11 protein-coding genes are annotated in these 13431 nt (G+C 53.6%); 10 read left to right on the top strand and 1 reads right to left on the bottom strand.

From position 1 onward, the window contains the following. Window positions 1-126: 126 nt before the first annotated feature. The 4 genes from D9N14_RS10140 (at window position 127) to D9N14_RS10125 (ending at window position 7373) form a co-directional block, all read left to right on the top strand. Window positions 127-936, top strand: coding sequence for a thioesterase II family protein (locus D9N14_RS10140; protein ID WP_290579264.1), 810 nt, complete (start codon window positions 127-129; stop codon window positions 934-936). Between the two features lie 221 nt (window positions 937-1157). Then, on the top strand, window positions 1158-2900 hold the full coding sequence (locus D9N14_RS10135; RefSeq protein WP_290579263.1) for an efflux RND transporter periplasmic adaptor subunit: 1743 nt from the start codon (window positions 1158-1160) through the stop codon (window positions 2898-2900). After that, window positions 2897-6238: an efflux RND transporter permease subunit gene (locus tag D9N14_RS10130; protein WP_290579262.1), complete on the top strand. Its 3342-nt coding sequence runs from the start codon at window positions 2897-2899 to the stop codon at window positions 6236-6238. The genes D9N14_RS10135 and D9N14_RS10130 overlap by 4 nt, the downstream gene beginning before the upstream one ends. Before the next feature lie 76 nt (window positions 6239-6314). Next, window positions 6315-7373 carry a hypothetical protein gene (locus D9N14_RS10125; RefSeq protein ID WP_290579261.1) on the top strand — a complete coding sequence of 353 codons (1059 nt, stop codon included), beginning with the start codon at window positions 6315-6317 and terminating at the stop codon, window positions 7371-7373. Between the two features lie 6 nt (window positions 7374-7379). Here D9N14_RS10125 and D9N14_RS10120 read toward each other — a convergent pair whose 3' ends face one another. Next, the gene (locus D9N14_RS10120) at window positions 7380-8357 is read right to left on the bottom strand and encodes a serine/threonine protein kinase (protein ID WP_290579260.1); all 978 of its coding nucleotides are present in this window, start codon (window positions 8355-8357) and stop codon (window positions 7380-7382) included. Window positions 8358-8757: 400 nt separating this feature from the next. On the opposite strand from D9N14_RS10120, the gene D9N14_RS10115 reads away from it, so the two are divergent. From D9N14_RS10115 to cpaB, 6 genes are all read left to right on the top strand, one after another. Continuing rightward, window positions 8758-9075, top strand: coding sequence for a hypothetical protein (locus tag D9N14_RS10115; RefSeq protein ID WP_290579259.1), 318 nt, complete (start codon window positions 8758-8760; stop codon window positions 9073-9075). Window positions 9076-9215: 140 nt separating this feature from the next. Then, window positions 9216-10826, top strand: a complete 1611-nt coding sequence (locus D9N14_RS10110; protein WP_290579258.1) for a Tad domain-containing protein — start codon at window positions 9216-9218, stop codon at window positions 10824-10826. Continuing rightward, the gene (locus tag D9N14_RS10105; RefSeq protein ID WP_290579257.1) at window positions 10819-11622 is read left to right on the top strand and encodes a hypothetical protein; all 804 of its coding nucleotides are present in this window, start codon (window positions 10819-10821) and stop codon (window positions 11620-11622) included. Before D9N14_RS10110 ends, D9N14_RS10105 begins: the two co-directional genes overlap by 8 nt. Before the next feature lie 120 nt (window positions 11623-11742). Next, on the top strand, window positions 11743-12360 hold the full coding sequence (locus tag D9N14_RS10100; protein ID WP_290579256.1) for a hypothetical protein: 618 nt from the start codon (window positions 11743-11745) through the stop codon (window positions 12358-12360). Between the two features lie 18 nt (window positions 12361-12378). Beyond that, complete coding sequence (locus D9N14_RS10095; protein WP_290579255.1) at window positions 12379-12597, top strand: hypothetical protein; 219 nt, start codon at window positions 12379-12381, stop codon at window positions 12595-12597. Between the two features lie 11 nt (window positions 12598-12608). Beyond that, a complete protein-coding gene (gene cpaB, locus D9N14_RS10090) occupies window positions 12609-13427 on the top strand; it encodes a Flp pilus assembly protein CpaB (RefSeq protein WP_290579254.1) in 819 nt (272 codons plus the stop codon). The last annotated feature ends 4 nt before the right edge of the window (window positions 13428-13431 follow it).

The following is a 13431-nucleotide window of genomic DNA, read 5'->3' as shown; positions in this document are numbered from 1 at the left end:
ATCAATAAGGCTGCTCCGTCACCCATTGGGGGATCAAGCATTAAGAGGCTTAATCTCGGTATGACCTGCAGTTTTGATAGAACCTCAAAGCCAAGTTCAAACAATAATAAAACGGTGGTTCAGGGCATGATGGCAACTCACTCCGGTATTCCGCTGCGCAGCAATTGGTTCCAGGTTCCGCGACCTGTATCGAACCCTCGTCTTCGCCTGTTCTGCTTTTCCTATGCCGGCGGCAACGCGTCCACCTACCGTGACTGGCACACTCATTTGCCAAAAGATGTTGAGGTTTGCTCGGTACAGCTCCCCGGCCGTGGCAACCGGTTCAAGGAAAAGGCCTTCACTGACCTGGATACCCTCTTGAATTCCATGCTGCCGGAGATTGAGCCCTACACCAACACGCCTTACGCGTTTTTCGGCCACAGCATGGGCGCCCAGGTGGCATTCGAGTTGGTACGAAAATTACGTGATCGAGGCTGCCCTGAGCCGAAATGCCTGATCGTCTCCGGGCGTCGGGCGCCGCAACGGCAGAAAAAATCCAAACCCATTTATACGCTTCCAGAAACTGAGTTTCGTGACGAAATTCGGCGTTTGAATGGCACCCCGGAAGAGGCCCTCAACAATCCCGAGCTGATGGATTTGGTGAGCCCCATTCTGCGGGCGGATTTCCAGCTGATTGAAACCTGGATTTATCAGCCCTCTGACCCACTGGATGTGCCGGTGATGGCCTTGGGTGGCGTCAAGGACAACCAGGTGTCCATGGACGACCTGGAGGACTGGAGCAAGGTCACCAAAGGCCCATTCTGCCTGGAGTTGTTTTCGGGTGATCACTTTTTCATCAATCAGGTGCCGGATTCGCTCCTTTCCACAGTAAGTCACGCCATTGAGTCCGTTCTGGGTGGTGCGGAAGGCCTGCTGGCCACCCGAAAAACGTCCTGACCTGCATTACCTTGCAGCCCTTTTTAACTAGTCGGCACCCGGGTTAGTTGCTAGAGTAGTGTGTATCGCAAATAGTTTTCGCATCTATTTAAAAATCAACAGCATTTCGGATAAGATGCAGTTCACTGTGGTCTAATGCCCACGCAGATTTCTTCCCCTCCTGCTCGACGTCGAAACCGGATCAGATCAGGGCTGGGGGCGCTTAACAAGAAGACTAGAAAATGACAAAAGCTTTGAAATTTCTCTTGCCCGTTGTGGCAATCGCATTGGGAATAGTCGTATCAGTGGTGCTTTTTGTTTCGCGCCCCAAAGTTGAACATAAGCCTCTGAATATCAAGGCCCCTCTCGTTACCATTGCCGAAGTCCGCGCCACCAGCCAAAGTATCCCAGTGTTCACCCGTGGCACGGTCACCCCGGGAACCGAGATTCAGCTTATGTCGGAAGTAAGCGGGCAGGTGCTGGAGCTGTCACCCAATTTTGCCAATGGCGGCTTTTTCCGCAAAGGTGAAGTGCTGATCAAGGTTGACCCCATCGAGTATGAGGTCAACATCAAGCGGGCAGAGGCCAGTGTGGCCCAGGCCCGGCAGGCCTATTTGCAGGCTGAAGCTGAAAAGCGCGCCCGCAGCCGGGTTAAAGGAAACAGTACTGAGCTGGGGCGTTATGAAGCGCAGTTCAAACAGGCTCAAGCGCAGTTAGAAGCCGCACAAGCTGAACTGCAGGCGGTAAAATTACAACGTGATCGCACCATTATCCGTGCGCCTTTCGACGGCCGGGTGCGCCTGGCTGCGCTAAACGTCGGGCAGTATGTGCGTCCTGGCCAACAGATGGGTTCTATCTACGCGGTGGATGTCGCAGAAGTGCGCTTGCCCCTGTCTGATCGCCAATTGAGTCTGGTGGAAGTTCCCAATCGCTTCCAGGATGCGCAGAATCCGGTATTCCCTGAAGTTACCCTGACCGAAAAGTTTGCCGGTCGCACCTACACCTGGAAAGGCCAGGTGGTACGGGCAGAGGGGGGCGTGGATGAGCGCAACCGCCTGCTCTATGTGGTGGCTCAGGTGCGCGACCCCTATTCACCAGACCCGAATCAACCCGGCCGCCCAGAGCTGGTTGCTGGGTCTTTTGTGGAAGCCACCATCGATGGCCGTCGCTTTGAAAAAGTCTTCGAGGTGCCCCGCAAAGCCTTGCGTAACAGCTCCCAGCTTTGGGTGGTGGACGCCAACAGCCAATTGCGTGAGCGCGATGTCGCCATCATCTATAAAGGAAAGGACAGTATTTACATCAGCTCCGGCCTGCAGGATGGCGACCGGGTGGTGCTCAGCCAGATGGATATTGCTGTGGACGGTATGACCGTTCGTACCAAGGAGGAAGATAACTTCCAGTATGAGGTTGAGCCCAAGAAAACGGACAATTTGTTTGGTGCGGCGTCGTCAGCCGAAAACCAAACCATTACGCTGGATGATCCCCGAGTAAAGCAGTTGGCGGAACAGGCCAAGCAGGCCTATGACAATCTTGACGGTGAGCAGAAGCAACAACTGAAGCAAAATGTCCAGGCTCTGGCGCAGCAGGCCAAGGATTTGCAGGCGGCACTGAAGCCGGCGAGCACGCCCCAGCCCTCGGCAATTCCCAAGCCCACTGAGGCGACTGAACCCAGAGCAACCGAACCCAAGGCGCCTGCAGGTGAAACCCCGATGTCGCCACTGGCAGCACAGATTGCGGAAGACCTGGCAGAGGAGGGCCTTGCAGCAGAGGCTGCGCAGGTTCCTGCAGAGCCCCTGGCACAACCCCAGCCTTCATCCGGCCAGGTTGCAACTTCGAGCCAACCTCCGGCGGAGCCGTCGGCCGCTTCAACCCAATCCAAACCCGCCAACGCTCCGCAAACAGCAGCCAGATCTTCCGTGCCGGATGGCAAAATCACAATTTCAATCGTCAGTGCACCTGAGCCTTTGGTGGAAGCCGTACAATGAACGCAATTATTGCCTGGTTTGCGGAGAATAAAGTCGCCGCCAATCTGTTAATGGTGTTCATTGTTGTGGCCGGTTTTATCAGCCTGCAGGACACCCGTAAAGAAATCCTCCCTAATATCTCCCTGGATCTGATCACTATCACGGTGCCGTATCCCGGCGCATCCCCGGAGGATGTGGAGAAGTCCGTACTCAATCGCATTGAGTCCGCCATCTATGATCTGGAGGGGATCAAGTCACTGTCTTCCAAAGCCACCGAACATTTAGGTGTGCTGACCCTGGAAGTTGCCTATGGGGTTGACAGTAAAAACCTCCTCAACGAAATCAAAGCGCGTGTGGATGGGATCGGTACGTTCCCGGCGGATGTAGAGCGCCCCATAGTGCGCGAGATTTCTGTGCGCAACATGGTGGCGTATGTCGTGATCTCCGGTAACGCAGATGAACGCTCGCTCAAGAATCTGGCCGCCCAGATCGAAGAGGACCTCACCACCAGGCCCAATATTTCACAGGTTTCCCTGGCGGCGAGCCGCCCCTATGAAATCGCCATCGAGGTGTCCGAAGCCGCTTTGCAGCGCTATGGGATGAGCTTTCTGGAAGTGGCCAATGCGGTGCGACAAAGCTCTGTGGATCTGCCCACCGGGGTCATCAAGACCGCACAGGGTAATGTCTCGGTCAAGGCCAAAGGGCAGGTCTACTGGGGTGAGGATTTTGAAGATATCGTAATTCGGGCACTGCCCGATGGCGCCCAGGTGTTGGTGCGGGACGTGGCCACCGTTCTTGATGGCTTCAAGGAAGGCGTTTCGCTCAGTGAGTTCAACGGCCGCCCGGCGGTTGCGTTAGCGGTGTATCGGGTGGGTGACCAGAACATCCTCGATGTGTCCCGCGAATTGCATGACTATGTGGCGAATCCTTCCACCTATATTCCGGAGGGGATTCACCTCGACGTATGGCAGGATTCTTCGGTCTATTTCAAAAGCCGAATGGACCTGCTAAGCGAAAACGCCATCAGCGGATTGGCGTTGGTGTTCATCATCCTGCTGCTGTTCCTGCGTGCCCAGCTTTCTTTCTGGGTCAGCCTGGGTATCCCCATATCCTTTATGGGTGCCTTCATGATGCTGCCGTATTTTGACGGCTCCTTGAATATGATCTCGCTGTTCGCCTTTATCCTGGTGCTCGGGATCGTCGTGGATGATGCGATCATCGTTGGTGAGAACGTGTTCACCAAGCACCGGGAAGGCATCGCCGGAGTACGCGGAGCCATCCTGGGTGCCCAGGAAGTGCAAAAACCGGTAATCTTCTCCGTGCTGACCACGATAATTGCATTCGCTCCACTGATTATGCTGCCTGGTCCAGAAGGTAAGCTCATGAAAGTGATTCCCATCGTCGTCATCTGCACGTTGATGTTCTCACTGATTGAGTCATTACTGGTGTTGCCCTCCCATGTTTCGGGTATTTCTTCTGACGAGTTTGATCGCATCCCGGTGATCGGATACATCCAGAAAAAATTCTCACTGGGTCTGGAGCGCTTCGTTGAGAAAGTCTACAGCCCGTTTTTGGAAACCTGCCTGCGCTGGCGCTATACCACTTTGTTTGGTTTTATTTCCATATTGCTGGTGGCGCTGTCCCTGATGGCCTCCGGCTGGCTGAAAGTGGTGTTCTTCTCCACCATCGAAGCAGACACCGCCAGTGCCACCATCAGTTTCGCCCAGAACACCACACCAGAGGCGGTAAGAGACGGCATCAAGCGCGTTGAACGTGCTGCCATGGACCTGCGTGCGGATTTGCGTGCCGAAACCGGCACCGAACAGATCCTGAATGTGTTCACAGCATTCACCAGCGACACGGCGGGGCGCATCGTGGTGGAGATGGCGCCGTCGGAAAACCGCAAAATGTCGGGCCAGAAAATGGTGCGTCAATGGGAAGAGCGGGTTGGTGATATCCGCGACGTTGTGGAGTTGGAGTTTAAGGCCACGTTAAACCAGCCCGGCTCTATCGTGGATATCGAGCTGGCATCCAGCAGCCTGAGCGATCTTAAGTTGGCGGCAGATGGGCTGAAGGAGCGCATGGCAGCCATCAACGGCTTGTATCAGATCACGGATTCGTTCCAGCGCGGTAAGCAGGAGCTATTGATCGAACTGAAACCGTTGGCGCGCAACCTGGGCTTGAATCTGGATGATGTCGCTATGCAGGTCCGACAAGCCTACCATGGTGCCGACGTGCAGAATATCCAGCGTGGGGAGCAGGATATCAAAGTGGTGGTACGCTACCCGGCTGAAGAGCGCAGTTCATTGTGGTACCTGGAAAACATGTCCATCCGGATGCGGGATGGTTCCACGGTACCCCTGCTCACGGTGGCAGACATTGAGTACGGAGAGGGTGCAGCACAAATCAATCGACACAATCGACGTCGTGTCATTCGGGTGCGTGCCAAACTCGATGACAGCGTCACCAGTACTGAGAAAGTCATGTTTGCCCTTAAGGATGAATACCTGAACGCCATTCCCGAAAATTTCCCGGGAATGAGTTGGGACATCTCCGGTGTGCAGCGTGAAAAAGACGAATTCAAGGCGTTTTTGGCCAAAGCCTATTGGATCGCGATTCTGGGCATGTACGTCATGATGGCCACGCTGTTCCGTTCATACGCCCAGCCACTGATGGTGATGTTCGCGATTCCGTTCGGGATTATCGGCGCGTTATTAGGGCATTTGCTATTGGGGATGCAGATCACGCTCTGGTCTCTGGTGGGAATGATCGCAGTGAGCGGCATTGTGGTGAATGACAACCTGGTGTTGGTGGATTTTATGAACCGAAACCGGGAAAAGGGCGTGGCGCTAATGGATTCCATTCGGCAGGCCGGAGGCGCGCGCTTCAGGCCCATTATGCTGACGTCGCTTACTACCTTCGGTGGGCTGGTGCCACTGATGCTCGAAACCAGCCTGCAGGCCCAGTTCCTGATTCCGATGGCGGTATCCATCGCGTTTGGTGTGCTATTCGCCACGCTTGTCAGTCTGGTGCTGGTGCCGGCAACTTACTACATTTTGCATGACGCCCAGCAGCTGTTCCGTGAAACCATTTTGTTCTTCAGTGGTGCAAAAACAAAAACCATTTCAGTGGCCGAGGAGGTGGATCAATCGTTCGATAGCGAGTCGGAGGATGATTCCGGCAAACTGCAGTGGCATGTTGGCCTGGACGAAGCCTATGAGCTTGGTCACAAGGAAGGTCTGAAGGGCGATGAGCCCAGAGTATCTCCGTTTGAGCTTGAAGTGCTGTCAGCCAGTTGGGAAGCCGGCTGGGATGACGGTCACGAAGAGTTTCTGGCCAATAACAAAGCATCGACCTGAGGGGAATCATTTGAACACTGGTAAGGTGATGAAGTCTGTGTTGACCTGTGTAATTCGTACGACGACCGTTTTGGCTATGGCTCTGTATCTGCTCCTGGCTGGGTGTTCAGATGATGAAGGTGGCCTGGCGAAAGTGGAGAGCAAATCAGCTGAGCGCGGTGAAACCAGCAACGCAGTCCACAGCCTCGAAGATGGCAGTACCTATCAAGGCCAATTGCAGAACGGTGATAAGAATGGGCAGGGCGTTTACATCTGGCCTAATGGTGACCGATACGACGGCGAGTGGAAGAATGGACTGATGTCCGGCCAAGGCACCTTTGAAGACAAGCAGGGTCACGTTTATTCCGGGCAATGGCAGCAAGGAAAATTCCATGGTCGTGGCATTTACCGCTGGCCCAGTGGTAGCCGGTATGAAGGTGGTTTTGTAAATGGCCGCAAAGAGGGCGTCGGTACCTATGAGTGGGCGGATGGCCGTGTCTACCGTGGCGAATTCAACAATGATTTGAAGCACGGTAACGGCACCTACACCTGGCCCGATGGCCGCAAGTACATGGGGGAATTCAGAGCGGATGAGCGCTCCGGTCGTGGCAAAATGCTCTATCCCGATGGCGAGATATATGAAGGTGAATTTGTGCAGGGAGTGCGTGCAGGTAAGGGCACCCGAAGCCAAAGCGATGGCGTCGTTTATGAAGGCGAGTTCCGCGACGATATGGCTGAAGGGCAAGGCGTCATGGAATGGCCTACAGGTGAGCGCTATGAAGGGCAGTTCGTAGCGGATCTGCCCAGTGGGGTTGGTATCAAAACCTGGCCCAGCGGAAATCGCTATGAAGGCGAATTCCGCTCCGGGGTCATGGATGGACGCGGTGTGCTGACCTTTGCCGATGGGCGCGTCTATGATGGCCAGTTCCAATTGGGTAAGCGCTCGGGGAAAGGTACCTTGCTGTGGCCGAGCGGTGAGAAGTACGCAGGCGAATTCGTCGACGGTATGCGAGAGGGGCGTGGTGTGTTCACCTGGCCGGATGGCAGCAAATATGTCGGCGGCTTCCAGCAAAACGCCCTCCATGGACGGGGAGTGTGCTCAATGGACGGTGCTGATACACCCTGCCGTTTTGATCGTGGTGTGAGAATTGAGTAGCGTCGCTCAGGACTTCAGTGCGCTGAGGGCTTCCTTGGCGCTTTGAAAACGCTTTTCGGGGTTTGGGTCCAGCATCCGTGCAACGAACGCAGATGTCTTGGCATCCGTAACATCCATCAGGAAATTATCTTGCTGACGTTGGTTTGAGGCAGCAAACAACACCTTGTCGCGCTTGGTGGCACCTTCATTCCAGCGTCGATTGCGCAACAATTCGTACAACAGAATCCCCGCTTGATACAGATCGCTACGGTGATCCCACTTCTCGCCCCTGGCCTGCTCCGGTGAAATGAACGACGGTTTGGCCAGCCATTGATACGCTTCCTTGTTTGCCTGCTTTTGGAAATGGGAGCATCCAAAATCCACCAGGTAGATCTTCTGTTTGGTGTCAATCAGGATATTCTCGGAGCTGATATCGCCGTGTACCACCGGTTTGAGGCTGGTGTGCAGGTAATGCAGTTGCTCCAGAAGCTGGCCGACGATGTCTTTCGCAAGTTCTTTAACTAGGGCGGGGGGAAAGCGTTGCTGTTCCTGCGACAGGTTGATTAGCTGGAAACCTTCAATAAATTCATAAGCATAGTAGGCTTTGCCATCAATCAGCCCCCGTGAGCGGTATTTCGGCAGCTGGGGATGATGAAGCTCGCGCACGATCTGGCTTTCCGTTGTGAACTGCCTCCTGACCGCTTGGTGATTCAACCATTGCTCCCGCACCATTTTTACCGCTAGCTTGGGTTTTCCCTGCTCCAGGGGAATGCCTTTCATAACGATGCAGATACCGCCCTCGGTAAAGGGTTCCATGCGGTAGCGACCGATGTTCAGCTGAACCTCGAATGGGCGTTGGATATTGGATTGAGGGGCGGCTGGCGTAGCAGATTGCTTGGTGGTGGGCTTGCGAACCGTTGCCGGTGGCCTGGATTGCGGGCTGGCGACCTTGGGTTCACTTTGCTGCTTCTTTGAGCGCCACGAGAATAGCCACGTCAGATTCATAGAGAGGTTGAGCCCTTAAACGCCAAACTGGAAGTAATAAGTTGTTTTTGTTAGATAACCTAATAGTTTACACGGTACTCAGTGAATCGCAAAGAATCTCTTCCAGTGGGAGAAATGTCTGTAAATTACATCAAAAAACGTCAATATATTGTCGGGTGCGAGGTGCCGCTGGTTCGCTGTTATGTGCGTTCGTCGGAAAAATTAAACTGCCGGCCTCGAATTCTATTGACTAATAAAGAGCCGATAAAGCAGTATATCAATCATCGATCTTTGTCTATCTCTTTGACGGCATTCGTTCTAAAAAGGCTAGCCAAAACGATGGAAAATAAGTAAAGTACTTTTCGAGTCCAGCTCAAAAAAAGTACTAAGAACGAAAACAACTATAAAGGGGCTAATTCCTGTGGAAATCAAATCTTCTCGCAAAATGTCCAACAAACGAATCACTGGCCAGGGTATGTCTGAGTATCTGGTTATCGTAGGCCTGCTGGCTGTTGCCGGTATCGCTGCGATGGGCTTCATGGGTGGTTCAGTCCGCCAATCCCTCGCCGCGTTCGCCGCAGAGTTTGCCGGTGATACTACCGCCAACGTCGATGCTATCAAGGGTAACGCTCAGGCCAATGCAAACGCTGCAGAAGACACTTCTGTTGCTGGCCTGGATAACTACCAGGAAAACAACGACAACCTGGGTGACACCCAGACCGTTGCTGTTTCCCGATAAGATCGGATAGCGTTGGCCTGGTTTCAGGCCAACGCTTCGTTCATGCTGGCGGTGCATTGCATATTGCTACGTCGTTAGCGTCGCGGTGATGAAACCGTACCAAATCAGGTCCCACTATATAAGAATAACGACCGAGAATTATGAGAGCAGTCCATCGATTTTCCCACTCCTCTCAATCAGGCCAGGTTTTTCCTCTGGCACTGGCGGTTCTGGTCATCGCCTGTGTAACCTTCTTTTTTGTTTTCAATAGCGGTCGAGCAGTCAACGAGAAGATCAACCTCGTCAATGCTGCCGATGCCAGCGCCTATTCCGGTGCGCAGATCGCCGCGCGCCATCTCAATTTTATGGCCTATACCAATCGGGCCATGATCGCCAATGAAGCCGCTATAGGGCACCTCTACAGCTTCCAGGTCGAAGTCAATATGCTCGGTAACATTGCCCAGGATGCGGTCAATAGTATTTCCGGAACCAGTTTGCTGGGGCAGTTGGGGCGCCTGATATTGACGGCCATAAACCCGGAGCTTCCCAACTATATTGAGTTCCTGAATCAGGTGATTCAGCCTTTGGTTGACAGCTCCAAGGTGTTCACTGGCATGTTGTCGCTTATGCTCGATGCCAACAATGCCACATTTACCAATTTCCAGGAGCAGGCCTATATGGACCTGATCCAGGCGGATCCTAATACGCGGCAAACGGTAGTGGATAAGGCTATGAGCGTCGTGGCGTCTTCCTACCTTGAGCGTGCCAGCGCCCCGATTCATGTGAATGATTACAGTGAAACACTGAGCGAGTTCATTGCACAATCGGATAACCCGGCGGTGGTTGCTGCAGCCAACCAGGCCAATGGCGGTTCCGCACAGCACTTGTGTGAGATGATTTTGTTCGCGACGCCCGGGGCGGAAACCGGTGGTGCTCTGGGCAGTTCCTACAGCGCCCGTGCCCAGAACTGCCAGCAGGCATTGTCTGGAGCGGGTAGCTTGAGCCTGACAATTCCAGGCACGCCTTTGGCGCCTGAAGCAGATGGTGGACTGATGATTGATGCCATCCGTCAATCCACAGCTCAGATGGAAAACGCTACCTGGATTCGGGATCGGAACGTAGATAATTACTCCATATTCGGTATTTTCAGGGCGGATCGGGCTGGTAGTACCCAGGTTGGGTACAATAATGGCAGTATCAACTGGGTGGCTGATAATGACACGCTCCGGGTGAAACTGTTGGGGATTCCCTTCTACAGCACCAGTGATAGCGGCAGTGCAGCGGGCAACGTGGATCAAGCCAGGGCTATGGTGGATGATCTGGCCATTCAGGGCCTGCGTTTGTTCGGCTTGTGTGAAGACGACGGCGCAGTAGACTGCAATGAGCTGGCCAACAACCAATATGACAGTATTCAGCGCTATGCAGCGTTGGACCCTAATCGCCAAAGCGTTGCGATCACGGCATTTCTTGAGCAGAACAACTGTTCCGACCACATTGGGGTTGATGAAGAAGGTAATCGGAGGGAGGGTTGGCGCGATAACCTGTCCATGTTCGAGGAGCCGGTGTGCAATAAAAGCGTCTACGCCATAGGTCAGGCGGAAGTGTATTTTCAGCGGCCTGATTGCTACGAGCAGGGTAATGCCAGTTGTTTCGCGACCGACAATGGGTTCGCAAGACTTGATAATGGTAACCTTACTGAGGCCCCCAATCTTTATAATCCGTTCTGGCATGCTCGTCTGATCGCTACCAGTGTGGGTGACGGCAATGATTAAGCAGCGTGGGCAGGCCATGTCGGAATTCCTGGTGTACATGGCCTGGTTGATCCCGTTTGCGTTTATGGCTGTTGCGATCGTGCAGATGATCAAGGTTCAGACTCAAACCCATAAAGCCGCCCGCTATGTGGCCTGGGAGCGAACCGCTTACAGCGGGGAAGAGTATCAGGATCGCTTAAGTGACCCAATTAACGGGTTTGATGACGAGGTGGCTACTCGCTTTTTCCTTCAGGAAGAAAGTGGTTTTGATAGTGAAGGTGGCATCACCTCTGGACGTTGGACTGACAGGCAGTCCCGCCAATCCATTGTGGATCTGGATGATGGAATCCGGATCCGGGAGCCAGATATCAATGACACCTTTATCAATGATGCAACGGGGTTTCTTGAGTCCAATTCATCCCGGGTGAATTGGTTGCAGGAGCGCAGCGATGTGGAGCTTAACGCCATTGCTGCGGCTTCGCTCCAGGTGGATTTCGATGCCGAGAATACTTATGCATTAACGTCTACCTCCGGCTTTACACCCCATGTCGATGCGTCGTATGTGCTGATCGCAGACAGCTGGGCACCTGGCAATGAGTCAGCCTACTCGGAGCGGGTGCGAGGGGTGAGGGAATCGGTCTACAGCAACGCGCAGCGCTGGTATCAGAACACCCAGGCGACCCGTTTTCTGGCGCCTATTTTCAATGAGATTGATGAGAAACTGTTTGTAAACGGCAGCGACTCATTCGATATGGTCTCCGGCAGTCAATCTGTGGAAGTACCTGAATCCTTGCTAGAACCCTATGTAGCGCCGTAACTGCGCAGTGTTGCACTCAGGGTTATGATGTTCTCGAAATCCCCCTATCTATTGATGTTGCTCTGTCTGCTTTTGGCGTTGCCAGGGCAGGTGGCAGCAGGCTTTCGGGACCCGTTAAGCGTGGAATTACCCGAACTGGAGGTGATCGAAGGGGCGCAGTGGTATTGGGCTGGCCGGCGAATGGCTGTCAACAATGTACCCATGTCGATCAAGCTCTTTTCTTTTCCTGGAACCCAGGAGCAGGTCAAAGCGTTCTATTTGGGGTTGTGGAAGACCCGTGGCCACGGCAAGCTGACTCAAAAGGCGATTGGGGATATGTCGATTCTGGGTTACCAATTGGATGGGTTCCAATATTCCGTGCAGTTCTCCCAGCAAGGGGAAGTGGTGGATGGGAAGATCGTGGTTACGCCCACCCCTTTGAACTACGAGGAACGCAGGAAAACCAGTCTGCCTTTGCCTCCCCGATCTCGCATATCCAGTGTGGTTGAATCCATTGAATCCGGTCAGCGCTCAGAGTCGGTTACTTTTGAGAGTTCCCTGGATGTACCCCAGGTGCTTGATTTTTATCTGACCCAGTTAAAAAACGACCAGTGGGTACAGTACTCGGGCTCAGGAGACGGCTATGGGGGCGCTGTTGTCAGTTTTCAAAGGGGAGGAGAGCTGTTACAGTTGAACATAAAGGGGTTACAAGGTGCTAACAGCACTTTCAGTCAGGTCCTAATAAACTGGGTCAAATAGGTCTATAAGAACAAGAATATGAGCATTCGAATCCAGTCCGGCAGTATCATGTCAGAATATCTGGTGGTGTTGGTCTTTATGGTCGGCGTTGTCGGATATGCCATAATGGGTGGCCTTGGTGGGCCCGGAGATGTCGAAGGTGGCATGGACGGGGACAGCTCCACTGATGACCCCACCATCATCTCGGTGCTCAATGATAAGCAGCATGAGTTTGCCAGAGATATATATCAGCCGTAGTGGTAGTTGCGATGAAAACCAATAATAAAAACAGCATAATACTATTAATTTGCGCATTGGCAGCCGGAACCGGTGGCTGGTACCTGTCCTCTAATCACATTCAGAATGAGATCAGCTCCTACAAGTCCAGTTTCGAGTCGGAACGCGAAGCAGTCGATGTGGTGGTTGCCAAGCGCGACTTGGCGGTGGGTGATGAGCTCAATACTGCTACGGCTTCAGTGAGAAAAATTCCCCGAATCTATGTGCCAGCGGAAGCGATCATGCCGTCCCAGTTTGCAGGCATTCAGGGGCGACAGTTGATTCACCCCATCAGAGCCGGTGAACCCATCCTGGCATTGCACGTCAGTCAGGTGAAGGTGGATGGCTTGGCGAGTCTGCTGCGGGAAGGCGAGCGCGCCATCACACTGCCAGTGTCGCAACTGGACACTTTTTCCGGCTTTCTGGCGCCGGGCGATTATGTTGATTTGATGATTACCCTGAAGGACGGCGCCACCAAGAGAACCGTGCCGTTGGCCCAGAACCTGAGGGTGCTCGCCACAGGAAGCGATTTGGATGATGGCATTCCTGAAAAGAAAAAGGTCCGCTACAGCGAGATTACAGTGGGCGTGTCCCCCTTGTATGCAACCCGCTTAATCCATGCGCAAACCGTCGGTGATATCAGCCTGTTGCTGAGACGGCCGGAAGATGAAACGGACCGTTTTGAAGATTACGTGACGTTGGATAACCTGGTTGATATCCCTAACGAGGTTAAGGTCCAGGCGCCACCGCCAACACCGCCAAAGCAGGAACCGTGGGGGTTCGAGGTGATTCGCGGCGGCAAGCGCTCATAAAGAT

The organism is Ketobacter sp., assembly GCF_003671495.1.
In the GTDB taxonomy this organism is placed as follows: Bacteria; Pseudomonadota; Gammaproteobacteria; order Pseudomonadales; family Ketobacteraceae; genus Ketobacter.
This window is presented reverse-complemented; position numbering and strand designations above follow the sequence as displayed.

What these genes read in the sequence shown, in the direction of transcription:
- D9N14_RS10140 (WP_290579264.1), top strand. Translation starts at nt 127, where the DNA reads ATGATGGCAACTCACTCCGGTATTCCGCTGCGCAGCAATTGGTTCCAG.
- D9N14_RS10135 (WP_290579263.1), top strand. Translation starts at nt 1,158, where the DNA reads ATGACAAAAGCTTTGAAATTTCTCTTGCCCGTTGTGGCAATCGCATTG.
- D9N14_RS10130 (WP_290579262.1), top strand. Translation starts at nt 2,897, where the DNA reads ATGAACGCAATTATTGCCTGGTTTGCGGAGAATAAAGTCGCCGCCAAT.
- D9N14_RS10125 (WP_290579261.1), top strand. Translation starts at nt 6,315, where the DNA reads ATGGCTCTGTATCTGCTCCTGGCTGGGTGTTCAGATGATGAAGGTGGC.
- D9N14_RS10120 (WP_290579260.1), bottom strand. Translation starts at nt 8,357, where the DNA reads ATGAATCTGACGTGGCTATTCTCGTGGCGCTCAAAGAAGCAGCAAAGT.
- D9N14_RS10110 (WP_290579258.1), top strand. Translation starts at nt 9,216, where the DNA reads ATGAGAGCAGTCCATCGATTTTCCCACTCCTCTCAATCAGGCCAGGTT.
- D9N14_RS10105 (WP_290579257.1), top strand. Translation starts at nt 10,819, where the DNA reads ATGATTAAGCAGCGTGGGCAGGCCATGTCGGAATTCCTGGTGTACATG.
- D9N14_RS10095 (WP_290579255.1), top strand. Translation starts at nt 12,379, where the DNA reads ATGAGCATTCGAATCCAGTCCGGCAGTATCATGTCAGAATATCTGGTG.
- cpaB (WP_290579254.1), top strand. Translation starts at nt 12,609, where the DNA reads ATGAAAACCAATAATAAAAACAGCATAATACTATTAATTTGCGCATTG.